This is a genomic window from Kineococcus sp. TRM81007, from assembly GCF_022669155.1.
In the GTDB taxonomy this organism is placed as follows: Bacteria; Actinomycetota; Actinomycetes; order Actinomycetales; family Kineococcaceae; genus Kineococcus.
The window spans coordinates 469137-495532 of sequence record NZ_JALBVB010000056.1 but is presented as its reverse complement, the minus strand read 5'-3'; the positions used below and the strand labels follow the sequence as shown (position 1 = coordinate 495532).

21 protein-coding genes and 1 riboswitch are annotated in these 26396 nt (G+C 74.8%); of the genes, 7 read left to right on the top strand and 14 right to left on the bottom strand.

The features are described from left to right. Nucleotides 1-12: 12 nt before the first annotated feature. The 6 genes from proB to MN205_RS16445 all read right to left on the bottom strand — a co-directional run bounded on the left by proB (nt 13) and on the right by MN205_RS16445 (nt 8554). Nucleotides 13-1167 (bottom strand): glutamate 5-kinase, encoded by a 1155-nt coding sequence (gene proB, locus MN205_RS16470; RefSeq protein WP_242129236.1) that lies wholly within the window; start codon nt 1165-1167, stop codon nt 13-15. Continuing rightward, nucleotides 1164-2777: a GTPase ObgE gene (gene obgE, locus MN205_RS16465; RefSeq protein ID WP_242129233.1), complete on the bottom strand. Its 1614-nt coding sequence runs from the start codon at nt 2775-2777 to the stop codon at nt 1164-1166. The genes proB and obgE overlap by 4 nt, the downstream gene beginning before the upstream one ends. A 154-nt stretch (nt 2778-2931) precedes the next feature. After that, on the bottom strand, nt 2932-3186 hold the full coding sequence (gene rpmA, locus MN205_RS16460) for a 50S ribosomal protein L27 (RefSeq protein ID WP_242129231.1): 255 nt from the start codon (nt 3184-3186) through the stop codon (nt 2932-2934). Nucleotides 3187-3195: 9 nt separating this feature from the next. Then, complete coding sequence (gene rplU, locus MN205_RS16455; protein WP_242129229.1) at nt 3196-3507, bottom strand: 50S ribosomal protein L21; 312 nt, start codon at nt 3505-3507, stop codon at nt 3196-3198. 132 nt (nt 3508-3639) lie between these two features. Beyond that, on the bottom strand, nt 3640-6753 hold the full coding sequence (locus MN205_RS22030) for an Rne/Rng family ribonuclease (RefSeq protein WP_242129227.1): 3114 nt from the start codon (nt 6751-6753) through the stop codon (nt 3640-3642). 382 nt (nt 6754-7135) lie between these two features. Continuing rightward, on the bottom strand, nt 7136-8554 hold the full coding sequence (locus MN205_RS16445) for an alpha-glucosidase/alpha-galactosidase (protein WP_242129225.1): 1419 nt from the start codon (nt 8552-8554) through the stop codon (nt 7136-7138). Nucleotides 8555-8642: 88 nt separating this feature from the next. On the opposite strand from MN205_RS16445, the gene MN205_RS16440 reads away from it, so the two are divergent. Continuing rightward, nucleotides 8643-9506, top strand: a complete 864-nt coding sequence (locus MN205_RS16440) for a helix-turn-helix domain-containing protein (RefSeq protein ID WP_242129222.1) — start codon at nt 8643-8645, stop codon at nt 9504-9506. Here the strand turns inward: MN205_RS16440 and MN205_RS16435 are convergent. Genes MN205_RS16435 through MN205_RS16420 form a run of 4 tightly spaced genes read right to left on the bottom strand, consistent with a single transcriptional unit; the run spans nt 9487 to nt 15020 of the window. Continuing rightward, the gene (locus MN205_RS16435; protein WP_242129220.1) at nt 9487-10863 is read right to left on the bottom strand and encodes an ABC transporter substrate-binding protein; all 1377 of its coding nucleotides are present in this window, start codon (nt 10861-10863) and stop codon (nt 9487-9489) included. The genes MN205_RS16440 and MN205_RS16435 overlap by 20 nt on opposite strands. Before the next feature lie 11 nt (nt 10864-10874). Beyond that, nucleotides 10875-11816 (bottom strand): carbohydrate ABC transporter permease, encoded by a 942-nt coding sequence (locus MN205_RS16430; RefSeq protein WP_242129218.1) that lies wholly within the window; start codon nt 11814-11816, stop codon nt 10875-10877. A gap of 35 nt (nt 11817-11851) precedes the next feature. Further along, a complete protein-coding gene (locus tag MN205_RS16425; protein WP_242129216.1) occupies nt 11852-12805 on the bottom strand; it encodes a carbohydrate ABC transporter permease in 954 nt (317 codons plus the stop codon). 4 nt (nt 12806-12809) lie between these two features. Then, the gene (locus MN205_RS16420) at nt 12810-15020 is read right to left on the bottom strand and encodes an alpha-galactosidase (protein ID WP_242129214.1); all 2211 of its coding nucleotides are present in this window, start codon (nt 15018-15020) and stop codon (nt 12810-12812) included. Between the two features lie 190 nt (nt 15021-15210). Between MN205_RS16420 and MN205_RS16415 the strand changes: the two genes are divergently transcribed. Next, nucleotides 15211-16386 carry an ROK family transcriptional regulator gene (locus MN205_RS16415; RefSeq protein WP_242129212.1) on the top strand — a complete coding sequence of 392 codons (1176 nt, stop codon included), beginning with the start codon at nt 15211-15213 and terminating at the stop codon, nt 16384-16386. Next, nucleotides 16383-17990: a hypothetical protein gene (locus tag MN205_RS16410; protein WP_242129210.1), complete on the top strand. Its 1608-nt coding sequence runs from the start codon at nt 16383-16385 to the stop codon at nt 17988-17990. The genes MN205_RS16415 and MN205_RS16410 overlap by 4 nt, the downstream gene beginning before the upstream one ends. Before the next feature lie 32 nt (nt 17991-18022). Here MN205_RS16410 and MN205_RS16405 read toward each other — a convergent pair whose 3' ends face one another. Beyond that, entirely contained in the window at nt 18023-18868 is an 846-nt protein-coding gene (locus MN205_RS16405) for a bifunctional 2-polyprenyl-6-hydroxyphenol methylase/3-demethylubiquinol 3-O-methyltransferase UbiG (RefSeq protein WP_242129208.1), read from the bottom strand. Between the two features lie 9 nt (nt 18869-18877). Then, nucleotides 18878-18964: riboswitch (SAM riboswitch) on the bottom strand. 116 nt (nt 18965-19080) lie between these two features. Here MN205_RS16405 and acs point away from each other — a divergent pair. Beyond that, nucleotides 19081-21057, top strand: a complete 1977-nt coding sequence (gene acs, locus MN205_RS16400; RefSeq protein ID WP_242129205.1) for an acetate--CoA ligase — start codon at nt 19081-19083, stop codon at nt 21055-21057. A gap of 24 nt (nt 21058-21081) precedes the next feature. Here acs and MN205_RS16395 read toward each other — a convergent pair whose 3' ends face one another. Then, entirely contained in the window at nt 21082-21849 is a 768-nt protein-coding gene (locus MN205_RS16395) for an SDR family NAD(P)-dependent oxidoreductase (protein WP_242129203.1), read from the bottom strand. A 162-nt stretch (nt 21850-22011) separates the two neighbouring features. Here MN205_RS16395 and MN205_RS16390 point away from each other — a divergent pair, with 162 nt between their 5' ends. Continuing rightward, nucleotides 22012-23466, top strand: a complete 1455-nt coding sequence (locus tag MN205_RS16390; RefSeq protein WP_242129200.1) for a GntP family permease — start codon at nt 22012-22014, stop codon at nt 23464-23466. 41 nt (nt 23467-23507) lie between these two features. Here MN205_RS16390 and MN205_RS16385 read toward each other — a convergent pair whose 3' ends face one another. Together MN205_RS16385 and ndk are read right to left on the bottom strand one after the other, a co-directional pair. Continuing rightward, a complete protein-coding gene (locus MN205_RS16385; protein ID WP_374115945.1) occupies nt 23508-23924 on the bottom strand; it encodes a VOC family protein in 417 nt (138 codons plus the stop codon). A 99-nt stretch (nt 23925-24023) separates the two neighbouring features. Further along, complete coding sequence (gene ndk / locus MN205_RS16380; RefSeq protein WP_242129198.1) at nt 24024-24458, bottom strand: nucleoside-diphosphate kinase; 435 nt, start codon at nt 24456-24458, stop codon at nt 24024-24026. Between the two features lie 116 nt (nt 24459-24574). On the opposite strand from ndk, the gene MN205_RS16375 reads away from it, so the two are divergent. Continuing rightward, complete coding sequence (locus MN205_RS16375; RefSeq protein WP_242129196.1) at nt 24575-24796, top strand: hypothetical protein; 222 nt, start codon at nt 24575-24577, stop codon at nt 24794-24796. 127 nt (nt 24797-24923) lie between these two features. Then, the gene (locus MN205_RS16370) at nt 24924-26378 is read left to right on the top strand and encodes a sugar porter family MFS transporter (protein ID WP_242129195.1); all 1455 of its coding nucleotides are present in this window, start codon (nt 24924-24926) and stop codon (nt 26376-26378) included. The last annotated feature ends 18 nt before the right edge of the window (nt 26379-26396 follow it).

The following is a 26396-nucleotide window of genomic DNA, read 5'->3' as shown; positions in this document are numbered from 1 at the left end:
GCTGCGCGCACCTCACGGACGTCCCAGGAGCACCAGGTGGTCGCGGTGGACCACCTCGCGCTCGTACGCCGGCCCCCACTGCCGGGCCAGCTCGCGCGTCGAGCGGCCGAGCATGTCCGGCAGCTCCTCCGAGGAGTAGTTCACCAGCCCGCGCGCCAGCGCGCGGCCGTTTCCGTCGACGAGGTCCACCGGATCACCCGCGCGGAAGCGGCCGCTGAGGCCGAGCACGCCGGCGGGCAGCAGCGAGGAGCGCCGCTCGCGCACGGCGCGCACCGCGCCCTCGTCGAGGACGAGGCGTCCGGCGGGGCTGGCGGCGTGGGCCAGCCACAGCTGCCGGGTGCCGCGGCGGGACGTGCGCGCGGGCGGGACGGCGAACCAGGTGCCGACGTCCTCACCGGCGAGCGCCTCGCGGGCCAGCGCCGCGGAGGTCACCAGCGCCGGCACCCCCGCGGCCACGGCGATGCTCGCCGCCTCGACCTTCGTGGCCATGCCGCCGGTGCCCACGCCAGCCGCCCCGGCGGAGCCGACGGTGACCCCGGCGAGGTCCTCCGGGCCGCGCACCAGCCCGAGCCGGCGCGACCCGGGCAGCGACGGCGGTGCGTCGTACAGGGCGTCGACGTCGCTGAGCAGGACGAGGGCGTCGGCGCGCACGAGGTGCGCGACGAGCGCGGCGAGGCGGTCGTTGTCGCCGAAGCGGATCTCGTGGGTGGCGACGGTGTCGTTCTCGTTGACGACCGGCACCACCCCGAGGGCCAGCAGCCGCTCCAGGGTCCGCTGGGCGTTGCCGTAGCGGGTGCGCCCCGCCACGTCCTCGGCGGTCAGCAGGACCTGACCGACGGTCAGACCGGCGTGCGCGAAGGCGCGCGTGTACTCCGCCAGCAGCAGCCCCTGCCCGACGCTGGCGGCGGCCTGCTGGCTGGCCAGGTCGCGGGGCCGCTTGGGCATGCCCAGGGGGGCCAGGGCGGCGGCGATGGCGCCGGAGGAGACGAGCACGACCTCGCCGCCGGCGGTGCGGCGCTGCGCGAGCACGTCCACGAGGGCGTCCAGGCGCGCGGCGTCCAGCCCGCCGGCCGCGGTGGTCAGCGAGGAGGAGCCGACCTTGACGACGACCCGGCGGGCGCGCCGCAACGCCTCGCGCCCGCCCGTGCCGCCGTCGTGGTCGCTCACCTGCGGGCTGCCCCGTCCGAGGCGTCGTCCTCGCCCTCCACGTCGGCGGCCGCGTCGGCAGCCACGTCGGTGGAGTCGTCGGTGGAGTCGTCGGCGGTCCAGTGGCCGGCGCGGCGCTCGGCCTCCAGCTCGCCGCGCGCGGCCGCCTTCGCGGCGCGGCGCTCGCGCTCCTGCTCGCGCTTGGCGGCGCGGGTGGGGCGGGAGTGGTCCTCCAGGCGCAGGTCGCTGCCGCGCTGGCCGAGGACCTCGGCGCCGGAGAGCATCGTGGGTTCCCAGTCGAAGACGACGGCGTCGTCCTCGTCGCCGATGACGACCTCGGCGCCGGGGACCGCACCGGCCTTGAACAGCTCGTCCTCCACGCCCAGGCGGGCGAGGCGGTCGGCCAGGTAACCGACGGCTTCGTCGTTGGTGAAGTCGGTCTGGCGCACCCAGCGGCGCGGCTTCTGGCCGCGGACCCGGTAGCGGACGCCGCCGGTGACCTCGTCGCCGTACTCCTCGCGGGTGACGGTGAAGCCGGCCTCGTCCACGGCCGCCGGGGTGATCACGACCCGGGTGGGCACCGCTGCCGGGGCGGCGGCGCGAGCGGCCTCGACGACCTGGGCCATGGCGAACTTCAGCTCCCGCAGCCCGGCGTGCGAGACCGCGGAGACGACGAAGACGGGGGCTCCGCGGCTCTCCAGGTCGGCGCGCACGATCTCGGCCATGTCCCGCGCGTCGGGCACGTCCGCCTTGTTCACCACGATCAGCCGCGGCCGGTCCTGCAGGGGCACGGTGCCGTCGTCGACGCGGTAGGCGGCCAGCTCCTTCTCGATGGCCTCCAGGTCGCCGACCGGGTCGCGGTCCGCCTCCAGGTTCGCGCCGTCGAGGACGTGCACGAGCGCGACGCAGCGCTCGACGTGGCGCAGGAAGTCCAGGCCGAGGCCCCGGCCCTCGCTGGCGCCGGGGATGAGGCCGGGCACGTCGGCGACGGTGAAGCGGGTCTCGCCGGCCTCCACGACGCCGAGGTTCGGCACGAGCGTGGTGAACGGGTAGTCGGCGATCTTCGGGCGGGCCGCCGACAGCGCCGCCACGAGGCTGGACTTGCCGGCGCTGGGGAAGCCGACGAGCGCGATGTCGGCGAGCGTCTTCAGCTCCAGCACGACGTCGCGGGAGTCACCGGGCTCGCCGAGCAGGGCGAAGCCGGGGGCCTTGCGGCGCGGGGAGGCCAGCGCCGCGTTGCCCAGGCCGCCGCGGCCGCCGGCGGCGACCACGAAGCGGGTGCCGACGCCGACCATGTCGGCCAGCAGCTCGCCCTTCGCGGAGCGCACGATCGTGCCGTCGGGCACGCCGATGACGAGGTCCTCGCCCTCGGCCCCGCTGCGGTTGCTGCCCATGCCGAAGCGGCCGTCGGGGGCGCTGCGGTGCGGGCGGCGGTGCAGGTCCAGCAGGGTCGTCACCTGGGGGTCGACCTCGAGGACGACGTCACCGCCGCGGCCGCCGTTGCCGCCGTCGGGACCGCCGAGGGGCTTGAACTTCTCGCGGTGCACCGACGCGCAGCCGTTGCCGCCGTCACCGCCCGCGACGTGCAGGACGACCCGGTCCACGAACGTGGGGGACGTGGCGGACGACATGTGGCTCTCCGGCTCTGTGGGGACTGCTGGACCCCGGCGGCCGTGCGGCGGGCGGGGCGGGGCGGGGCGCGAGGTGCGCTGCCCGTTGGGTGCGACGCACGGAGGGGCGGACCGGATGCCCGGCCCGCCCCTCCGTGTCACTGCTGGTGCGTCGTCACTCGCCCGCGACGACGTTGACGACCTTGCGGCCGCGGCGGGTGCCGAACTCGACGGCGCCCGGGACCAGCGCGAACAGCGTGTCGTCGCCACCGCGGCCCACGCCGGCACCGGGGTGCCAGTGGGTGCCGCGCTGACGCACGATGATCTCGCCGGCGCCGACGACCTGGCCGCCGAAGCGCTTCACGCCGAGGCGCTGCGCTGCGGAGTCACGACCGTTGCGCGAGGAGCTCGCGCCCTTCTTGTGTGCCATGAGCTGACGTCACTCCCCGATGCTGGTGATCTTGACACGGGTCAGCTTGGAGCGGTGCCCCTGGCGCTTGCGGTACCCGGTCTTGTTCTTGTACTTCAGGATGGTGATCTTGGGACCGCGGGCCCCTTCGATCACCTCGGCGACGACCTTGACCCCCGACAGCGCGGAGGCGTCGTGGGTGACGGTCTCCCCGTCGACGAGGAGCAGCGGCTGCAGCTGCAGGGTCTGACCGCTGGGGACGGCGACCCGGTCGATGGTCAGCACGTCGCCGACCGAGACCTTCTCCTGCCGGCCGCCGGCGCGGACGATGGCGTAGACCACAACGAACCCGTTTCTCTCGTCACGAACTGGAACGCCACCGGCCCACCGGACGGCGGACCAGGGCTCGCGCACGATGGCGCACCAAGGGTCAAGCGTACGGAACGCCGCCCCCGGGGGTCAAAACGACTCGCCTCACCCCTCCGCGGGGATCGGCTCGGCCCCTCCCTCGGAGGGGTCCACCACGCCACCGGGCGCGTCGGCGAGGACCTCGCGGGCAGCCTCGACGGCCTCGACGGCCACGGCGGACGCGTCCCTGCGGCCGGCCGCCGCGACCGCCGCGATGGCGGCGAGCACGGCCGGGTCCTTGGCGGGCCCCGGCTCCTCGTCCGGGACGGGCTGCGCGGGGCTCTCCTGCTCGGCGCGCCCCTCCTTGGCGCCGCGGCCCCGCCGGCCCCGGGACCTGCCGCCGGAGCCGTTGCCGGAGCCGTTGCCCCCACCGGACCCGTTGTCCGGCCCGTTGCCGCCGGAGCCGTTCGAGCCCCCGCCGCCGGAGCCGCTGTCGGCGGTCGCGGTCTCCAGCTCCTCCAGCACGGCGGCCAGGCCCTGCCCGGTGCGCTTGCGGGTCATCTGGACCAGGCCCAGCGAGGTCACCTCGGCGACCTGGTGCTTGGTGCGGTCGCGGCCCAGGCACTCCACCAGCCGGCGCAGCACCAGGTCCCGGTTGGACTCCAGGACCATGTCGATGAAGTCGATGACGATGATCCCGCCGATGTCGCGCAGCCGCAGCTGGCGCACGATCTCCTCGGCCGCCTCGAGGTTGTTGCGGGTGACCGTCTCCTCCAGCGTGCCGCCGGAGCCGGTGAACTTGCCGGTGTTGACGTCGATGACGTGCATGGCCTCGGTGGGGTCGATGACCAGCGAGCCGCCCGAGGGGAGCCACACCTTGCGCCCGAGCGCCTTCTGCAGCTGCTCGTCGACGCGGTGCGCGGCGAAGACGTCGTCCTCGCCTTCCCACCGCTCCAGCCGCCCGGCCAGGTCGGGGGCGACGTCGCTGACGTAGCCGTGCACCGTCGACCACGCCTCGTCGCCGGAGACGACGAGCTTGGAGAAGTCCTCGTTGAAGACGTCCCGCACGACCCGCACCGTCAGGTCCGGCTCGCCGTGCAGCAGCACGGGGGCGTTCTTGGAGGAGGCCTTGGCCTGGATCGCCTCCCACGTGGCCTGCAGGCGCTGCACGTCCGCGGCCAGCTCCTCCTCGGCCACGCCCTCGGCGGCCGTCCGCACGATGACGCCGGCGCCCTCGGGCACGACCTTCTTGAGGACCTTCTTCAGCCGCGAGCGCTCGGTGTCGGGCAGCTTGCGGGAGATGCCGGTCATGGAGCCGCGCGGGACGTAGACCAGGTAGCGGCCGGGCAGGGAGACCTGGCTGGTGAGCCGGGCCCCCTTGTGGCCGACGGGGTCCTTGGTGACCTGCGCGAGGACGGGGTCGCCGGACTTCAGCGCGGCCTCGATGCGCCGCGGCTGGCCCTCGAGCCCCGCGGCGTCCCAGTTGACCTCACCGGCGTACAGGACGGCGTTGCGCCCCTTGCCGACGTCGACGAACGCCGCCTCCATGCTCGGCAGCACGTTCTGCACGCGGCCGAGGTAGACGTTGCCGACCATCGTGGTCTGCGCCTTCCGGGCGCCGTAGTGCTCGACGAGGATGCCGTCCTCGAGCACGCCGATCTGGGTGACGCCGTCCTTCTCGCGCACCACCATGACCCGCTCGACGCTCTCGCGCCGGGCCAGGAACTCCGCCTCGGTGAGGATCGCGCGCTTGCGGCCCTGCTCGCGCCCCTCACGGCGGCGCTGCTTCTTCGCCTCCAGGCGGGTGGAGCCCTTCAGCGCGGTGATCTCGTCCTCGCCGGTGCCGGTGCCGCGGCCGCGCCTCGGCTCGCGCACCCGCACCACGGTGTTCGGCGGGTCGTCCGCCGACGGCTCGTCGCCCTCGGCGCCGCTGCTGCGGCGACGGCGACGGCGGCGGCGGCGGGAGGAGCCGGAGGACTCGTCCGCGCCGGTGTCCCGGCCGTCGTCCTCGTCGGCGTCCTCGGAGTCCTCCGCGTCCCCGCTGTCCTCCGCCGCGTCGTCACGGGCGCCACCGGAGCGGTCGCCCGGGCGGTCGTCCGAGCCGTCGTCGACGGCCTCGTCCTCACCCTCGGGACGCTCGGCGTCCTCGCGGGAGCGGCCGCGGCGACCCCGGCCACCACGGCGACGGCGCTTGCGACCGGCGCCCTCGTCGTCCGTGCCGGCGTCGTCCACGTCCTCGGCGCCACGGGCGTCCTCGACGTCGCCCACGTCCCCGGCACGCTGGGCCTCCTCGGCCTCCTCGGCCTCCTCCGCCTCGGGGGCGGTGGTCGGGGGCTCGAGGGCACCCTCGTCCTCGGCTGCGCGGTCGTCAGCGGGGCGCGGGGGCCCTGCGGGCGCGGACGCCCGGCGGCTGCGGCGGGGCGCCTCCTCGACGGCGGGCGCCTGGAAGAAGACGGCGGTCGCACGGGCGGCCGCGTCGGCGGCGCGCTCGGCGTCGCTGCGGGCGCGGGCCAGGCCGGCGGCACGCAGCAGGACGGGGTCGTCCATGAGGTCCTGCGGGTCGGGCTGGGCCTCCTGCTCAGCGGTCACCACCACGACGGGCTGCTCGACGGGCTGCTCGACGGGCTGCTCGACGGGCTGCTCGACGGGCTGCTCGACGGGCTGCTCGACGGGCTGCTCGACGGGCTGCTCGACGGGCTGCTCGACGGGCTGCTCGGCGGCCGCGGCCGCGCGGGACCGGGTGGCCCGGGTGGCCCGGCGGCGCCGGGTCGGCGCCGGCTCCGGGTCCGGGTCCGCGCCGCCCGGCGCCGTGGCGACGGTCTGCTCGACGGCCGCACCGGCGACCTCCCCCACCGGCTGCTCGACCGGCTGCTCGACCGGCTCCCCCACCGGCTGCTCGGCGACCGGGCTGCCGCTGCGGCGCGTGGCGCGGCGCGCTCGGCGCCGGGGGGCCGTGGCGGGAGCCTCCTCGGCACTCTCCCCACGAGCCTCGTCGACCCTGCTCGCGGGCTCCACCGCCTCGGGGGCGGTCGAGGCCGGCGCGGCCCGGTCGACGGCGGTCTCGCCGCTCGGCTGCTCGGTGGCGCTCGGCTGCTCGGTGGCGGCCTCCACCGGGGGCTCGACGCGGACCGGGGGCCCGGCGGGGCGGCTGGCCGCCCTGCGGCGCCGGGGCCGGGTGGTGCCGCCGTTCGACGCCGGCTGCGTCGCGTGCTGCTCGTTCTCTTCAGGTGTGGTCGTCACGGGCTCTCCAGCCCGCCTCGCGGCGGCCACTCACCGGTGAACCCGTGGCCGCCCCGGGGCGTCCTCGAAGGGATCGCCGGGCGGGGTGGCCCGCACCCGGCGGAAGTCCTCGGTGCACGGGCGGGGGCCGCGCTCGGGGGCGGCGATCCGCTCGTGCCGCTGGCGGTCCTCCGACCGGAACGGGCACCGGGGCGCCTGCGGGGCCCTTCCACTGGACCGCGGCGCTGCCCGGACGCCGCGCTCCGGGCGGCGGTCTCGTCAGCGGGTCGATCGCCCGGTGTGGGGAACGTCCGACCGTCCGCAGTCTCTCACAGCCGCGCCGACCGGCCCCGTCAGCCGCGTCGCAGCGCGCCGGCGCGCTGCGGCGCCGGCGCGCGGCTCCTCACCCGACCAGGGCCGGCGGCAGGAGGTCGCGGTGGGCCTCGACGAGCTCCTCGGTCATGGCCCGCACCTGCTCCAGGGTGAGGAGCGCACCGGTGAGGGGGTCCAGCGCGACGGCGTGGAAGACGTGCTCGCGCTCGCCGGTCAGGGCCGCCTGGACGGCGAGGGTCTGCACGTTGACGTTGGTGCGGTTTAGCGCGGCGAGCTGCGGGGGCAGGGCACCGACGGCCGTGGGCTGGACACCGCCGGCGTCGACCAGGCAGGGGACCTCCACGCACGCGTCGGACGGCAGGTTGGTGATCAGGCCGGTGGCGTTGGGGACGTTGCCGTAGACGACGGAGGGCACGCCGGTGACCACGGAGTTCACGATGCTGGCGCCGTACTCGACGCTGGGGGTGAGCTCCTCCTGCAGGCGGGCCAGCTGCGCGTCCAGGTCGCCCCGGTCGTCGTGGGCGGCGCAGATCTCGTAGTAGTCCCACCGCTGCGGCACGTAGCGCTCGACGGCGGCCGGGTCCTTGCGGAAGTACGGCACGTACTCGGAGGCGTGGTGGCTGGACTCCGTCTCGAAGTACCCGAAGGCGTTCATGAGCGTGGTGCGCACCTGCTCGTTGCCGCCCTCGTAGACGCTGGCGTCGTCGGCGGCACCGCTGTGGTCGCCGCGGTCGCCCGCCAGGCCGCCGGCGGCGCGCCCGACGACGTGCTTCTCGGCCATGACCTCGCGCAGCCGGGGGTAGAGGTCCTCCCCGCCGCGCCGGCGGAAGCGCAGGACCCACGCCTGGTGGTTGATGCCGGCGCAGAGGTAGTCGACCTCCTCGTAGGGCACGCCCAGGGTGCGGGCCAGCATGCGGGTGGTGCCCTGCACGCTGTGGCACAGCCCGACGGTGCGCAGGCCCTTGGCGTTCAGGTACGCCGTCGCCATCGCCATGGGGTTGGCGTAGTTGACGAAGACCGCGTCCGGGCAGACCTCGAGGGCGTCGGCGGCGATGGCGTCGTAGGCCGGCACCGAGCGCAGGAAGCGGAAGACGCCGCCGGGGCCGAGGGTGTCGCCGACCGTCTGGTCGACGCCGTAGCGCCGAGGGATCTCCACGTCGTGGCGGTAGGCCTCCACCCCGCCGACCTGGAAGGTGATGATGACGACGTCGGCGCCGGCCAGGGCGGCGCGCCGGTCGGTCGTCTCCTCCACCCGCGCACCCAGGCCGTGGTGGGCGACGAGCTTGCGGGTGGCGTCGGCGACGGGACCCAGCTTGGCGGGGTCGACGTCCATCAGGCACAGGTGGGCCGAGCGCAGCGCGGGGAAGCTGAGGACGTCCCCGACGAGCCGGAAGGGGAAGACGTGCCCCCCGGCGCCGATGATGGTGATCTTGGGAGAGCGCGCGGGGACCGTCGCCGGGCTCGCCGTCGGGCTCGTCGTCTGGCTCATGCCGTCGACGCTAGGTGGGCGCCGCCGCCGGGCGCCTCCGGCGAGCCGTCCTGACCTTCCAGGATCCTCAGCACCTAGGCTGGCCCGGGTGCGCCCGGAGGCGAAGGTCGAGGAGTCCGTGCTGTGGGTGCACCGCGGGCCCGCGCCACCCATGCGCGAGTTCCACCGGCACGACGACGTGGAGGTCAACGTCGTGCTCGAGGGACGGCTGGAGTACCTGTCCGGCGGGGGGCGCACGGTCGTCGAGGCGGGCAGCACGGCACTGTTCTGGGCCGCGGCGCCGCACCGGCTGCTGGAGCGGGACCCGTTGCCCCCCAGCGACGTGGCGTGGATCCACGTACCGCTGTCCACGGTGCTCAGCTGGTCGCTGCCGGAGGCGTTCACCGCCGAGGTGCTCGCGCAGCGCACCCTGGTGGTCCCCACCGACCGGGTCGGGGCGCACGTGCCGGGGCTGTTCGGCACCTGGGAACGGGACCTGGCGACACCCGGCGGGACGACCTCCGCGGCGCTGCTGCTGGAGGCGCACGCGCTCGTGCTGAGGATCGTGGCAGCGGCGGGTGGCGCCGCGGGGGCGGGGACCGGTGCGCTGCCGCGGGCGGACCTGCGCCCGGTCGCCCGGATGGCGAGCTGGATCGCCGAGCACTTCCGGGAGCCGGTCTCCGCCACGCACGTGGCCCGGGCCGCGAACCTGAACCCGAACTACGCGACCACCCTGTTCCGCCGCGCGGTGGGGGTCTCCCTGGGCGAGCAGCTGACGCGGCACCGGGTGGCGGAGGCGCAGCGGCTGCTGGTGACGACCTCGATGACGACGGCCGCGGTCGCGCACGCGGCCGGCTTCGGTTCGCAGAGCAGCCTGTACGCCTGCTTCACCCGCGCGTGCGGGTGCTCCCCCGGGGCCTACCGCGCCGCACGGACGGCCCCGGGGGGTGGCCTCACTCGAACAGGGCGTTGAGCTGCTCGTTCATGGGCGTCAGCGCGTCGGGTTCGGCGTTGAAGGCCATGACGTTCTCCATCACCGAGCTCGTGATGCTCTGGACCTCGGCGGCCTTCAGGACGGCCGGGTAGGGGAACGTCGTGCCGGCGTCGATCTGGTCGGTGAAGGCGCTGATGTCGAACCCGGTGCGCCCGAGGGCTTCCTTCGCGGTGTCGACGGTGCTGGCGATCGCCGGCATGACGACCCCGGCCTCGGCGACGACGGACTGGCACTGGACCGACCCCAGGTAGGAGGCCCACTCCCAGGCGGCCCCCTTGACCTGCGAGGAGGTGGAGATGGAGTCGGCCAGGGAGTTCTGCATGGCGGCACGGTGCCCCTCCGGCCCCACGGGGGTGGGTGCCAGCGCCAGGTCGACGCCCTCCAGCGCGCCGAAGTTGGCGGTCTGCCACGACCCCTCGGTGACCATGGCGTACCGGCCCGCCTGCACCTGCTGGTCGGGTGCACCGCCCTCGGTGAAGGCCAGCGGAGGCATGTACCCCTTCTCGATCAGGCCGCGCCACCACGCGTAGGTCTGCTGGAACCGGGGGTCGTCGTAGTGGAACTCCGTGCCCCACGCCTCGGCGTCCATGTACCACCAGCCGGTGGTCATGGCCAGGTAGGACCACTCGACCTGCCCGAAGGGAGCTCCCGCACTGCCCAGACCCAGCCCGTAGGTGCGCACGTTGTCCTTGTCGAAACCGGGCTCGTCGCCGCGCACGCCGTTCTCGTCGACGGTGAGGTGGGCGATGACGTCCTCGTAGGTACCGCCGTCCTGGGGGTTCCAGGTGAGGTTCTCCATCTGCTCGCGCGTGACGCCCGCCTCCTCGGTCATCCCCTCGTTGTAGAAGATCCCGATGGTGTCGAAGTCCTTGGGCAGCCCGTAGCGCTTCCCGTCGGGGCCGACCCACAGGTCGGTGGTGCCGGTCACGTACTTCGACAGGTCGATGCGGTCCCGGTCGACGTACTCGTCGATGGGGACGATCAGCCCGCGCTCGGCGAACTCGCCGTACCGGGAGGTGTGGTTGGCGAAGACGTCCGGGGCGGAGTTGGCGACGAAGCCGGTGAACAGCTTGTTCCAGTAGTCGTCCCACCCGAACTGCTCGATCTGGATGTCGATGTCGGGGTGCTGCGCCTCGAAGTCGTCGGCGCACTGCTGGTAGGCGGGCAGCTGCGCGGACTCCCACAGCCAGTAGGTGACGGTCCCGGTGTCGGCGTCGGCGCCGGGGTCGACCCCGTAGGAGCCGCAGGCGGTCAGCAGCAGCGCGGCGCCCGCGGCCGCGACGGCGCGACGGGCACGGGAACGGCGGCGGGGGGCGGAGTGCGTCACGAGGTGCATCACGGGGTGCCTCACTTGATGCCGGAGAAGCCGATGGAGTTGACGACCTTCCGGCTGAAGATCGCGAACAGGACGATGATCGGCAGGGCCGCGAGCAGCGTGGCGGCCATCAGCCCCGCCCAGTCGGGCGATCCCTGCGGCGTCTGGGCGCGGAAGACACCCAGACCGACGGTGAGCACGCGGACGTCGGGGTCGCTGGCGACGAGCAGCGGCCAGAAGTACTCGCCCCACGCCTGGATGTACTGCAGGATCGTCAAGGTCACCAGCGGCCCGGACGCCATGGGCAGGATCACGGTGAAGAACCTGCGCACGGCACCGGCGCCGTCGAGCCGTGCCGCCTCCTCCACCTCGTGCGGGATGCCGAGGAAGAACTGCCGCAGGAAGAAGACGGCGAAGGGCGTCATGAAGAAGAACGGCAGGACGATCGCGGCGTAGGTGTTGAGGATGCCGAGGTCCCGCATGAGCAGGAAGTTCGGCAGCTGCGTGAAGATCGGCGGGACCATCAGGGCGGTGAGGAAGACGAAGAACACCGCGTCCCGGCCGGGCCAGCGCAGCCGGGAGAAGGCGTACGCCGCCAGCGCGCCGAAGAACACCTGCCCGGCGGTGATCAGGGTGGCCACGACCACGGAGTTCAGAAGGTAGCGGCCGATGTTCACCGAGGCACCGGAGCCGGCCTGGGCCTGGGCCTCCTCGGTGCTCGCCAGCCCGAGGACACGCTCGAAGGCGCCGAGCGTCGGCTCGACGGGCAGCAGGTTCGACGGCTGGGTGGCGAGGTACGCACCGTTGGAGAACGCGGTGCGCAGCATCCAGTAGAACGGGAAGAGGGTCACGAGCACGATGAGGACCAGGGCGGTCCAGGCCAGGACCCGCCCGGCTCCGGGCCGCCCCCGGCGTGCTCTGCTGGACCTGGAGGCCGCGGCGGCCTCGTCGAACGTCGTCACTGCGGTGGCCACATCGCCTCCTGGGGGTCTTCCGCTTCGGGTCGCGCTCAGGCGACGTCGGACTCGTTCGCCCGCATCAGCCGCAGCTGGACGAAGGCGACGGACGCGAGGATGAGGAACAGGACGACCGAGACGGCCGAGGCGTACCCGAACTGGTAGCGCTGGAAGGCCAGGTCGAAGATGTAGTACTGGATGACCTTCGTGGCGTCGGCCGGGCCGCCGGCGGTGGTGACGGCGACGGTGTCGAAGGCTTGGAACGAGCCGACGACCGTGATGACGAGCACGAGGGCGAGGATCGGCCGCAGCAGCGGCAGCGTGATGCGCCAGAACATCTTCCACTCCGAGGCGCCGTCCACCCGTCCGGCCTCGTACACGTGGTCCGGGATCATCAGCAGACCGGCGAAGATCAGCAGCGCCGTGTACCCCAGGTGCCGCCAGGTGTTGACCAGGGCGATCGTCGGGATGGCCCAGTCCTGGCTGCCGAAGAACGGGATCGCGTCCAGGCCGATCCAGCCGAGGAACTGGTTGGTGATCCCGATCTGGGCGTCCAGCATCCAGTAGAAGACCAGGGCGACGACGACGTTGGAGATGAGGTACGGCAGCACGATGACGCTGCGGACGAGGACCGAGCGGGTCAGCCGGTGCAGCAGGACGGCCAGCAGCAGCGCCAGGACGGTCTGCGTGCCGATGTTGATGACGACGTACTGCACCGTCACCTTCATCGCGTTCCAGAACGTGGGGTCGTCCAGGAGCGCGGCGTAGTTGTCCAGACCCACCCAGGTGGGGCGGTTGAAGACGTCGAAGTCGGTGAAGCTGTAGTAGAAGCCCCGCAGGGTGGGCCAGAAGTAGAAGACGCTGAACCCCAGCAGCGCCGGCAGGATGAACGCCAGGGCCGTGAGGCGTTCCCGGCGGGTCCCGTTGCTGTCCGGGCGGTAGCCGTGGACCTGCAGGCTGGGCCGGATCGAGCTGCGGGTACGAGCGGCTCTGCTCGTGAGCGCCATGGCGTCAGACCTTCCGGGTGCGCAGGAGGAGGAGCTGCTGCGGTTGCAGGGCGCAGGTCGTGACACCCACGGCGGCCAGCGCCCGGCCGCTCATCCTCACGCCGCCTCCCGCGGTCCACGGCAGGACGTCGCCGCCCTGCACGGCCGGGGTGTCGCCCGGCGGCTGGGGTGCGACGTGGTAGGTCGCGTCCGGGTCGAGGCCGGGCAGGCGGACCCGCCCGGGCACGCTGGTGTCGGGGGTGCTCAGCTGCACCACCGCGAACAGGCCGTCGCCGCCGTCGGCGGCCACGACGCCGTGCACGGCGGACGACTCGTCGTGCGGGTCGGCGCGCACGACGGTCCCGCTGTGCAGCAGGGGGCGCAGCTCCTTGTAGAGGGCGACCCACCGGGTGAGCTCCGCGCGCTCGGCGGGGTCCATCCGCGTCAGGTCGGTCTCGATGCCGAAGGACGCGAACAGCGCGGTGCCGGCGCGGAAGGACAGGTCGCTGCTGCGGTGCGTGGTGTGCGAGGGGGACGCGCCCACGTGCGATCCGACGAGCTCCGGCGCGAGCAGCTGGGTGGTCCACCGCTGGATCTGCTGCCGCTCCAGGGGGTCGATGCAGTCGCTGCCCCACACGCGGTCGGTGTGCTCCAGGACCTCCAGGTCCACGCGCAGGCCGCCGGAGGAGCAGGACTCGATCTCCACGCCGGGGTGGCGCTCGCGCAGCTCGTCCATGAGCCGGTACGCGGCGAGGGTCTGGGCGTGCACACCGGGCCGGCGGCCGGGCCCGGAACCGGCTTCCAGCAGGTCGCGGTTGTGGTCCCACTTCAGGTACGCGATGTCGTTCTCGGTGAGCAGGGCGTCCAGGCGCCCCAGCAGGTGCGCGTACGCCTCGGGATTGCCGAGGTCCAGGACCTGCTGCTGGCGCGACGCCGGGGGCAGCACGTCCTCGCCGGGGCGCAGGATCCAGTCCGGGTGGGCGCGGGCCAGGTCGGAGTCGGGGTTGACCATCTCCGGTTCCACCCACAGCCCGAACTGCATGCCGAGACCGGTGACGACGTCGATGAGCGGGGTGAGCCCGTCGGGCCAGACGTCCTCGTCGACGTACCAGTCGCCCAGCCCGGCGGTGTCGTCGCGGCGGTGGCGGAACCAGCCGTCGTCGAGCACGTACCGCTCGGCGCCGACCTCGGCGGCGGCGCGGGCCAGTTCGGTGAGCCGGCCGAGGTCGTGGTCGAAGTAGACGGCCTCCCAGGTGTTGACGATGACCGGGCGCGGGTTCGCGGGGTGGTGCGGCCGCGAGCGCAGGTGGGTGTGGAAGCGGGCGGCGACCCCGTCCAGGCCGTGCTCCGAGTGGGCCGCGTACACCCACGGGGTGCTGTACCCCTCCCCCGTGGCCAGGCGCACCTCGCCGGGCAGCAGCAGTTCGCCGCCGGCCAGTACGGCGGTGCCGGTGTGCTGGCGCTCGGCGAGAGCGCGGTGGTTGCCGCTGAAGGCGACGTGCTGGGCCCACACCTCGCCGGCGCGGAAGCCGAACCCCGCCGTGCCGGCCGCCAGGACGAGGGGGGCGTCGGGGCCGGTGCGGCCGCGGCGGTTCTCGCGGGCGTGCGTGCCGACGACGAGGGGGAGCCGTTGCGGCACCCGTTCCTTGCCCCAGCGGCCCGCCATGTCGAGCAGCTCGGTCGCCACGGGCGGCACGGGCAGGGCGAGGGCGAGGGCGGCGACCTCGTAGGCGCCCTCACCGGTGTTCGTCAGGTGCGCGCGGTGGCGCAGCAGTCCGGAGGGCAGCAGCTCGAGCTCCAGGTGCAGCTCGAGCGCGGCGGCGGGGTCGGTGGCGCGCACGTCGACGCGCCCGCCGCGCGGTCCGTCGTCGGTGACCTCGACCGCGGTGGGGACGAACCGGGTGGTCCACGCGGTGCCGTCGCGGTGACCGGCGAGGCCGGGGGTGCCGCTCCAGCCCTGGGCCTGCTCGGGCAGCAGCGCCAGGGGGCGCTCGTCGTCGACGGCGTTGTTGGCGCGGGCCGTGGCCCCGGCGGCGGCGAGGTCGGCGAGGCCGGAGGGGGTGAGGTCGCCGAGGTCGGCACCCCAGTGCACGACCGAGGGGAGCTGGCCGGCGTGGGTGCACAGGACGGCGCTGACTCCGGCCGCCCGCAGGTGGAGCACCTCCCCGGGGCCGGCGGGCCGGGTGCGGGTGGGGGTCTCGCGCTGGAGCAGGGTCACGGCGTCTCCGGGGATCACGTCGTCGTGGTCGGGGTCGTGCGGTGGAAGAGTTGTACGGCAGAACTCTCCCGAGCGTCAACGGTGACGTGGAGCGAGAATGCACCGGCGGATCACCGGAGGGAGCAGAATCAGGGTTTCGCGACGGAACTCGGCTACCGTGCAGGCCCGCACCCGTCACCGGGTGGACGACCCTCACCGAGGAGGCCCCGTGAGCCTGACGGCCCCGGCCCGGCCGGGTGCGGCCTGGACCCCGCTGACCGGGCCCGCCCACAGCATCGCCCTGGAGGTCCTGCTCGACGGCCCGCTGCCGCGCAGCGAACTGGCCCGCCGTCTGGAGCTGTCCCCCGGCAGCCTGACCCGGCTGTCCCGGCCCCTGCTGGACTCCGGCCTGCTGGTGGAGACCACCGGGGTGTGCGACCCGGTCTCCGGGCGGCCGACCCGCCCGCTGGACGTGGAGGAGGACGGCCACCACTTCGTCGGGGTCAAGCTCACCGCCGACACCGCCTACGCCGTGCTGACGACCTTGCGGGCCCGCGTCGTGGCGGAGCTCCAGGCGCCGCTGCCGGACCGCTCCCCCGCCGCCTGCGTCGCCGTCGTCGGTGAGCTGGTGCGTTCCCTGGCGGCCTGCGCCGGCCCCGGCCGCCCGGGGGTGCGTGCCGTCGGCGTCGGCCTGGGCGGGCGGGTCGCCCGGGACGGGGAGGTGCTCTCGGCCCGGTACCTGGGGTGGGAGTCCGTGCCGTTCGGGCGGGCCCTGGAGGCGGAGCTGGGCCTGCCGGTGGTCGTCGACAACGACGTGCTCTCGCTGACCCGCGCGGAGCAGTGGTTCGGCACGGCCCGGCGCTGCGACCACTTCGCGGTCGTGGTGGTCGGCACGGGCGTGGGGTACGGGCTCGTCGTGCACGACGAGGTGCTGGACCACCCGGACGCCGGGGTGGGCCTGCTGGGGCACTTCCCGCTGGACCCCACCGGTCCCCTCTGCCCGGACGGGCACACCGGCTGCGCGGAGGCGATGCTCACCCGGGAGGCCGTCGAGGTCCGCGCCGGGCTGGCCCTGCGCCGCCCGGTCGCGTTCGACGAGGTCCTGGGCCTCGCCGCGGCCGGCGAGCCGCTGGCGCGGCGGGTGGTCGACGACTCCGCCCGCGCGCTGGGCGTCCTGCTGGCGGCGATCGGGAACCTGACGATGCCGCGCAAGGTGCTGGTCTCCGGGGAGAACGCCGGGTTGGCGGAGGTCGGTGCCGAGGCGCTGCGGGCGGGGATCCGCGCGCACCGCCACCCGCACGCCTCCGAGCTGGACGTCGACGTGCAGCACACGGGTTTCCCCGAGTGGGCGCGCGGCGCGGCGGTCACCGCGATCCGCACGTTCGTCCTGGGGCACCACCGGTGACCGGGGCGGGCGAGCCCGCCGAGGAGGCGGTCCCGCCACCGGACCTGGTGCGCGCGCAGGTGGACCCGGCCGACGGCTGGTGCGCGCCGGAGCGCGCCGGCGTGCGGGTGCGCACGGTCCCCGACGGGGCGGGGCTGCGGGTCGAGGTGGCCGCGGAGCGGGTGAGCCGGGTCCTGCTGCGCTGGCGCAGGACGGTCCCGGAGGGTTCCCTCGTGCTCGGCGACGCGTGGGAGCGCTCCTACGGCGACCTGGCGTGGCGCGGGCTGGAACCCGGGCGGCCGCTGCCGTGGACGGTGCTCGTGCACGACCGGCTGGGCGGCACGACCGGCCTGGGCGTGCAGGTGCGCGGCGCGGCGTTCGCGTCCTGGACGCTGGACGGCACCGGGGTCGGGCTGTGGCTGGACCTGCGCTGCGGCGGCTCAGCGGTGCGGCCCGGGGACCGCGTGCTGACCGCGGCGGTCGTGCGGTCGGTGCGCGGCGGTCCCCCGTTCGCGGTGCAGCGCGCGCTGGCGCGGCTGCAGTGCCCGGACCCCGAGCTCCCCGCGGCACCGCTGGTGGGTGCGAACAACTGGTACTACGCCTACGGCCGGGGGTTCGACGCCGCGGCCGTGGTGCGCGACGCGCGGACCGTCGCCGAACTGGCCGGCGAGCACCCGGTGCGCCCGTACGCGGTGGTCGACGACGGCTGGAGCCCCGGCGGTACCGCGGACGGGCTGGCCGCCTCCGGTGGCCCGTGGGACGCCGGGCGGCCCGCGGGGTTCCCCGCGATGGCGGAACTCGCCGCGGCGGTGCGCGAGGAGGGTGCGCGGCCGGGGATCTGGTTCCGCCCCCTGCTGCGCCGCGACGAACCCGGCGCCGGGGTGCTGGCCCCGCGCGACGGCGGCCGGGCGCTGGACCCCTCGCACCCGGCGGTGCTGGACCTCGTCGCCGAGGACGCGGCCCGCCTGACCGGCTGGGGCTTCGAGCTGCTCAAGCACGACTTCTCCACCTACGACGTGCTGGGTCGCTGGGGGCCGTCGATGGGCGCCTCGCCCGCCGCCGACGGCTGGTCGCTGCACGACGGCTCGCTCACCACGGCCGAGGCCCTCACGGGTTTCTGCGCGCGCCTGCGCGGAGCAGCCGGTGGCGCGGTCGTGCTGGGCTGCAACACCGTCGGGCACCTGGCCGCCGGGCTGGTGCACGCCCAGCGCACCGGGGACGACACCTCGGGGAGGGACTGGGACCGCACCCGCCGGGTGGGGGTGAACACCCTGGCGTTCCGCCTCGCCCAGCACGGGACCTTCTTCGCGCTGGACGCGGACTGCGTGCCCTCGACACCGGGCACGGACTGGTCGCTCAACCGGCGCTTCCTGGACCTGGTGGCCCGCTCGGGCACGGCGTTGTTCGTGTCCGTGGACCCCGCCACGCGCAGCGACGCGGTGGACGCCGACCTGTCGGCCGCGCTGCGCCTGGCCCTGGACGGCGGCGAGGCGGGCGGCATCGAGCCGCTGGACTGGCTGTCGACGACGACGCCCCGCCGCTGGCGCAGCGGCGGCCGGGAGCTGCGCCACGAGTGGGAGGGCGAGCTGGGCGCCGACCCGTTCGAGCGCCCCACCCCGTCCTGACCCCTCGACCGCGGGGCTGCCGACCGCGGCCGTCAGCGCCGGCGGGCCAGCAGGTGCCAGAACCGCGCCGTGCGGCGGAACTCGTCACGGCGGCCGAGCTCCACCTCCAGCTCCTCCAGGTCCGCCACGACGCGCTCGTCGGCGCGCTGCGCCTCCTCCAGCAGCGACGTCACCGTCAGCAGGCCGGCGCGCCCGTCGACCTCGCAGCCGGCGTCCGCCACGGCCGCCTCGACGACGGCGGGGTCCAGGCGGAGCACGGAGCGGCCGGTGCCCGGGTCCGCACCGCGCTCGGCGTCCAGCAGCACCCACGCCTGCGCCGGCCCGTCGCGCAGCGCGGCGGCCAGGACGTCGGCCGCCGGGTTCGGCGCCATCAGCGAGAGCAGCCCGCCGGGGCGCAGGGAGGACACCAGCACCGCCACGTCGGCGCCCACCTGCGCCAGGCTGCCGCGGTGCTGCAGCACGTCGTGGCACAGCACCACGTCGAACGACCCGGAACCGCCGGCGCGGTGCCGGGTCAGCGCGGCCAGGGCGGTGAGGTCCTCCAGGCCCGCGGCCACGGTGCGCACCCGGTCGCCGACCCCGGCGGCCACCGCGGCGGCACGCGCCGCCCCCAGCACGTCCGCGGAGGTGTCCAGCACCGTCACCTCGTGGCCGGCCAGGGCCAGCTGCAGCGCGTCGCGCCCGTCACCGCCGCCCGCGTCCAGCACCCGCAGCGGCGCCGGGCCCAGCTGCGCGCAGCGCTCGCGCAGCAGCGCCGCCAGGACCCGGTAGCGCAGCCGCCCCCACGGGGACTCCTGCCAGGTGGCCCAGGCGGCGGCCTCGCGGCGTTCGTCCTCGGACGCCGCCCCGCCGTCCGCGGCGGACGTGGTGGTGCTCATGCCGTGCCTCCCCCATCGGTCCTGGCGTGAGCACCCTCCACGCGGGGGTTGCTGCGGCGTCGTCGAGCCAGGTCTCTCGGCCGCTCTGGATGGTGGGTGCACCCTACGCCACAGCCCCGGCGGCGGCTGCGGCCCGCGGCGGGCGGGCGGGGGTCCCCGGGCCGCTGGGTACGCTGACGGCCGGACCCACGACCCCGGGAGGACCCGCCCGCATGAGCACCGTCCCCGCCACCGCCGGAGACGACCTCGTCTTCCCGCCGCCGCCCGAGTTCGCCGCCCGGGCCAACGTGGGCGCGGACGAGCACGCGCGCGCCGCGGCGGACCCGGAGGCGTTCTGGGCCGAGCAGGCCGGGCGGCTGCAGTGGGACGAGCCGTGGCACACCGTGTTCGACGGTTCCACGCTTCCCACCGCGCAGTGGTTCGTCGGCGGGAAGCTGAACGTCGCGGTGAACTGCGTGGACCGGCACGTCGCCGCAGGGCGCGGGGACAAGGTCGCCCTGCACTGGGAGGGTGAGCCCGGCGATTCGCGCACGATCACCTACGCGCAGCTGCAGGACGAGGTGTGCCGGGCGGCGAACGCGCTGCAGGAGCTGGGCGTCGGCCACGGCGACCGGGTCGTCCTGTACCTGCCGGTGCTGCCGGAGACGATCGTGACGACGATGGCGTGCGCGCGCATCGGCGCCGTCGTCAGCCTGGTGTTCGGGGGTTTCTCCGCCGAGGCGCTGAGGTTCCGGGTGGAGGACACCGGCGCGAAGCTGCTGGTGTGCACCGACGGGCAGTTCCGCCGGGGTCAGGCGGTGTCCGTCAAGGGCGCCGCGGACGCCGCCGTCGAGGGTCTGGACCACGTCGAGCACGTGCTCGTCCTGCGTCGCACCGGGGACCTGACGCCGGACGTGCCGTGGACGCCGGGCCGCGACGTGTGGTGGCACGACGTCGTGGACCGGCAGAGCACCGAGCACGACGCGCCGAGCTTCGACAGCGAGAACCCGCTGTTCATCATCTACACCTCCGGCACCACCGGGAAGCCGAAGGGCTTGGTGCACACCAGCGGCGGGTACCTCACCCACACCTCCTGGTCGCACTGGGCGGTGTTCGACGTCAAGGACGACGACGTCTACTGGTGCCAGGCGGACCTGGCGTGGGTGACCGCGCACAGCTACGAGATGTACGGGCCGCTGTCCAACGGCACCACCCAGGTGATCTACGAGGGTTCTCCGCTGACGCCGCACCCCGGCCGGCACTTCGAGGTCATCGAGAAGTACGGCGTGACGACCTACTACACCGCCCCCACCCTGGTGCGGACGTTCATGAAGCACGGCCCGGAACTGCCCGCGCGCTTCGACCTGTCCTCGCTGCGGCTGCTGGGCTCGGTGGGCGAGGCGATCAACCCCGAGGCGTGGCTGTGGCTGCACCGCGAGGTGGGCGGCGGGCGCTGCCCGATCGTGGACACGTGGTGGCAGTCGGAGACCGGTGCCGCGGTCGTCGCCCCCCTGCCGGGCGTGACGCCGCTGAAGCCCGGCTCGGGCACGGTGCCGCTGCCGGGGCTGGCCGCCACCGTCGTCGACGACGCCGGCCGCGAGACGGCGCCCGGCGAGACGGGGGTGCTCGTCATCACCCGCCCCTGGCCGGGCATGGCCCGCACGGTGTGGCGCGACCACGACCGGTTCGTGAAGTCCTACTGGGAGCCGTACGCCGAGCAGGGCTGGTACCTGGCCGGTGACGCCGCGACGAAGGACGCCGACGGCTACGTCTGGATCGGCGGGCGCATCGACGACGTCCTCAACGTCTCCGGTCACCGGCTGTCCAGCATCGAGCTGGAGTCCGCGCTCGTCGCGCACCCGCGGGTGGCGGAGGCCGCGGTGGTCGGGGCACCCGACGGGACGACGGGGCAGCGGATCGTCGCGTTCGTCATCACCCGCGGCGACGCGGCGGGTGCGTCCGACGCGGCGCTGGCCGAGGAGCTGCGCGCGCACGTCGCGGCGGCGATCGGCCCGGTCGCCAAGCCCCGCGACGTGGTGGTGGTGCCGGACCTGCCGAAGACCCGCTCGGGGAAGATCATGCGCCGGCTGATGGCGGACATGACGGCCGGCCGGGGCGGTGGGGACGTCACCTCGCTGCAGGACGAGACGGCCCTGGCCGCCGTCGAGACCGCCTGGGCCGCCTACACCGCCTCCCGCGCCGGCGCTTGAGCGCGCCGGGGCCGCGCTCCCGCCTCAGGAGATCTGCAGGCCGCCGTTGACGTCGTAGGTGGCGGCGGTGACGTACCCGGAGTCCGGGCCGAGCAGGAACTCCACCAGCGCGGCGACGTCGTCGACGGTCCCGACCCGGCCCACCATCCCGTCGGCGGCCATCGCCGCCCGCCGCTCGTCGGTGAGCGGCCCGCCCATGATGTCGGTGTCCACCGGGCCCGGGGCGACGCAGTTCACCGTCACGCCCAGCGGGCTCACCTCCCGGGCCAGGGCCCGCGTCAGGCCGATGATCGCCGCCTTCGAGGCGCTGTAGGCGACCTTGGAGTAGGTGCCGCCGCCGCGCTGCGCGGAGACCGACGAAGCGCTCACCACGCGCCCCAGGCCGCGCTCGACCATCCCGCGCACGAACCGCTGCGTGACGAGGAACGTGCCGCGCGCGTTGACGGCCATGACGCGGTCCCACTCCTCGGGCGTGGTGTCCAGGAACGGTGTCGGCGAGCTGATGCCCGCCAGGTTCACCAACCCGACCACGGGTGGCAGGTCGCGCTCGACCGCGGCGGCGGCCGCCTCCACCGACGCCGGGTCGGCGACGTCGACCTGCACGCCGAGCGCTGCGACCCCGGTCCCCTCCAGCTCGGCGGCGACGGTGCGCGCGGCCGCGCCGTCGAGGTCGAGGACGGCGACGGACCAGCCGCCGCGCGCCAGGCGGTGCGCGAGGGCCCGCCCGATGCCGCGCGGCGAGCCCCCTCCGGTCACGACGGCGGTGCGGGCGGTCGGGAACTCGGTGGCCATCGGGCTCTCCTCGCAGGCGCTCGGCGCGCCGCCGCGTCGTCACGGCGACGCCGGGAACCCTAGACGCGAGGGCCCGCGCCCGCACCGCTCGACAGGGGCGGCGGACGGCGCCACCCTGTGCGCGTCGGGTGATCGCGCCCGCACCGACACCGGAGGATCACCGTGGATCTCCAGCTGCTCGCCGCGCTCGTCGCCGGCATCGCCGTCATCGTCCTCGTCGTCCTGCGCACCCGGCTGGACGCCTTCGTCGCGCTGCTGCTCGCCGCCCTCGTCACCGGCTCCATCGCCGGGTCGGCCCCCGGCGACACCCTGGACTCCCTCGTCACCGGCTTCGGGAACACGCTGGCGTCCATCGGGATCGTCATCGGTCTGGGCGTGGCCGTCGGCAAGGTGCTGGAGGTCTCCGGCGGGGCCGACGCCCTGGCCCGCGCGTTCGTGCGCGCGCTGGGGAAGGACCGGGAGGCGTGGGCGCTCGGCGGCACGGGGGCCGTGGTGTCCATCCCGGTGTTCTGCGACTCCGGGTACGTCATCCTCAACCCGCTGGCGCGCTCCATCGCGCGCCGCCAGCGCCGCGGGTACGTGGCGCTGGCGCTGGCGCTGGGCTGCGGGATGACGCTGACGCACCACCTGGTGCCGCCCACCCCGGGCCCGCTCGGGGTCGCGGGCATCCTGGGCGCCGACCTCGGCGGGCTCATCCTGACGGGCCTGGTGCTCTCCGTGCTGCTGCTGCCGGTGGTGGTCCTGTACTCGGCGTGGGTGGGGCCGAAGCTGGAGGACCAGGTGCAACCGCAGGTGCGCGAGGCCGTGTACGCCGGCGCGGGTGCGGCGACCGGGGCGGGTGCGGTGGCCGGCGGACCGGGCGAGGAGGCACCGGACCCCGCCGCGGCGCTGGGCGATCCGCCGGCGGGCGCCACCCCGCACCGGCCGGGCGCCTTCCGCGGTGCCCTGCCGCTGCTGGTGCCGCTGGTGCTCATCGTGGCCAACACGGTCACCACGGCGGTGGACCGCGACGCGCAGGGGGTCCTGCAGGGCGACGAGGGGTACGAGCCGTCGACGCTCGCGCAGGTCTTCTCGTTCGTCGGCCACCCCGTGGTGGCGCTGATCGTCGGCCTGGTCATCGCCGTGTACGGCCTGCTGCCGCGGTGGACGAGCCGCCGGCAGGTCACCGGCTGGCTCTCGGACGCGGCCGCGTCCGCCGGGCTGGTCATCCTCATCACCGGCGCCGGCGGGGGTTTCGGCCAGGTGCTGCGCGACTCCGGCGTCGGGCAGGCGCTGGCCGACGCGGTGGCGTCCCTCGCGCTGCCGGGGGTCCTGGTGCCGTTCCTCGTGGCCACGCTGGTGCGCCTGGCGCAGGGGTCGGGCACGGTCGCGATGATCACGGCGGCGTCCGTGACGGCACCGCTCGTCGGCGGCCTGGGGGTGTCCGCCCTGGCGGCGGCCATCGCCTGCTGCGCCGGGTCGATGGTGTTCAGCTACTTCAACGACTCGTACTTCTGGGTGGTGACCCGGTTCACCGGCCTGGAGGGAACCGCCGCGCTGAAGGGCTGGTCGGGCCTGACCACGGCCGCCTGGGCCGGGTCGATCCCGCTGGTGCTGCTGGCCGGCGCGCTCCTGTGAGCCCGCGGGCGGCCGGGGACCGGCCGCCCGCGGGCTCACGGTCAGGCGCCGACCGCGCCGGCCTGCTTGGCGGCCTCGACGTCCATCCAGCTCAGCTCCCACACGTGCCCGTCGGGGTCGCGGAAGCTCACCCCGTACATCCAGCCGAAGTCCATCGCGGGCGCGTACTCGGAGCCGCCGTTGGCCAGCGCCTTCGCGCGCAGGTCGTCGCACTCCTCGCGGTTGGACGCCGACAGCGCGAGCATCACCTCGGTGGTGCCCGGTGCCGCCGGCTCCGAGCGCAGGAAACCCTTCCACTTCTCCGGGGAGTGCAGGAGGGCGAGGACGTTCTCCTCGATCACGACGCAGCTCGTGCCGTCGTCGCTGAACTCCGGGTTCTTCGCGAAGCCGAGCGAGGCGAAGAAGGCCTCGGAGGCCCCCAGGTCGCCCACCGGGAGGTTGACGAAGATCATGCGCACGGTCGGTCTCCTTCGCAGTCGTCCGGGCCCGGCGGGCCCTGCTGCTCCTGGTGACCGCCGCGCGCCGCGGAACTCACCGCCGCCGGCGGTGCCGGCCCGTCACACGCCGGGGAACCACAGCCCGATCTCGCGGGCGGCGGACTCCTCCGAGTCGGAGCCGTGCACGAGGTTCTGCTGCACCTTCAGGCCCCAGTCGCGGCCCAGGTCGCCGCGGATCGTGCCGGGGGCGGCGGTGGTGGGGTCGGTGGTGCCGGCCAGGGAGCGGAAGCCCTCGATGGCGCGGTGCCCCTCGACGACGGCCGCCACGACCGGGCCTGAGGACATGAACTCCACCAGCGGCTCGTAGAACGGCTTGCCCTCGTGCTCGGCGTAGTGCCCGGCGAGCAGCTCGCGGTCGGCGGTGCGCATCTGCAGCGCCACGACCGAGTACCCCTTGGCCTCGATCCGGCGCAGCACCTCCCCGGTCAGGTTGCGTCGAACACCGTCCGGCTTGACGAGGACGAGGGTGCGCTGGACGTCGGTCTGCGTGGCCACGGCCCGCACCCTACCGACCGGGGCTGGCACCATGGCGGCCCACCGGTGAGGGGCACCGGTCGCGAGGACGACGGGAGGGCGCCGTGGCGCTGCGCAGGGACCGAGAGGACACCCGGGTGCAGGAGGAGGTCCTGCGCTCCGCGCGCGAGGAGGCCGCGGCGGTGCTGGCCGAGCTGGCCGCCGAGGCGCGGGCCCTGTCGAAGGCGTACGCCTCACGCTCGGCGGGCGTGCCCGACGGCTCGGCGCTGGCCGGGCTGGTGGACGCCGCCCGGCGCGCGGAGGAGGCCGTCGACATGGCAGCGCACGACCTGGCGACCGCGCGCGGAGAGGACGCCTGAGCCGCGGCGGGCGGCCCGGGCAGGCTCCCGGCGTGCGCGGGACGGATCACGGGCGGACCATCGGGCACGGGCTCCGCGACCGGAGCACCCGTCGTCCGCGACGCCACCGAGCACGAGGAGCACCGGGATGTCCACCGCCGGTCCAGACCCGCAGGCCGAGGAGGAGTCGAACACCACGACGAAGGTGGTGCTGATCTCGGTGGTGGCCGCCATCGGCGGCTTCCTGTTCGGGTTCGACACCGCCGTCATCAACGGGGCGGTGGACGCGGTGACGGGCCAGTTCGGCCTCAGCGCGACGCTGTCCGGGTTCGCGGTCTCCTGCGCCCTGCTCGGCGCGGCCCTGGGCGCCTGGTTCGCCGGTGGCCTCGCCGACCGGTTCGGCCGCAAGATCGTCATGATCATCGGCGCCGTGCTCTTCGGCGTCAGCGCCGTCGGCTCCGCCTCCGCCTTCGGCGTGTGGGACTTCATCCTCTGGCGCGCCCTCGGCGGCGTCGGCGTCGGCGTGGCCTCGGTCGTCGCTCCCACCTACATCGCGGAGGTCGCCCCCGCCCGCATCCGCGGCCGGCTCGGCTCGCTGCAGCAGCTGGCCATCACGGTGGGCATCTTCGTCGCCCTGCTCACCGACGCGTTCATCGCCAACTCCGCAGGCGGCGCCGCGGAGACCACCTGGCTGGGCTGGGAGGCCTGGCGCTGGATGTTCCTCGTCGAGATCGTGCCCGCGCTGGTGTGGGGCCTGCTCGCCCTGGAGATCCCCGAGTCCCCGCGCTACCTCGTCGCCCAGGGCGAGACCCAGAAGGCGGGTGAGGTGCTGCGCGAGGTGCTCGGCACGCGCAGCACCGAAGCGGTGCGGCGCAAGGTGGGCGAGATCCGCACCAGCCTGCAGCGCGAGGACGAGCCCAGCCTGCGGGACCTGCGCGGGCCGCGCCTCGGGCTGAAGCCCATCGTGTGGATCGGCATCCTGCTCTCCGTCTTCCAGCAGGCGGTCGGCATCAACGTGATCTTCTACTACTCCACGTCGCTGTGGCGGTCGGTGGGCTTCGAGTCCGAGGACGCGTTCACGACCTCCACCATCACCGCGGTCACCAACGTCGTGGTCACCTTCATCGCCATCGCCACCGTCGACAAGATCGGCCGCAAGCCGCTGCTCATCGCCGGTTCCGCGACCATGTTCGTCGCCCTCGCGGTCATGTCGGTGTCGTTCTCGCAGTCCGTCGGCACCGGCGAGGACATCAGCCTGCCCGGTGCCTGGGGCCCGGTGGCCGTCGTCGCCGCCAACCTCTTCGTCATCGGCTTCGGCGCCACCTGGGGCCCGATCGTGTGGGTGCTGCTGGGCGAGATGTTCCCCAACCGCATCCGCGCCGCCGCCCTCGCGGTGGCCGCCGCCGCGCAGTGGCTGGCGAACTTCACGATCTCCACGACGTTCCCGCCGATGTCCGAGCACCTCGGCCTGACGTTCTCGTACGGCGTCTACGCGGCGTTCGCGCTGCTGTCGTTCTTCTTCGTCCTCAAGGCGGTGCCGGAGACGAAGGGCCGCGAGCTGGAGGACATGGGCACGGACGAGCCCGCTCCGCACCGCGCCTGACCCGCGGAGCACGGCCGG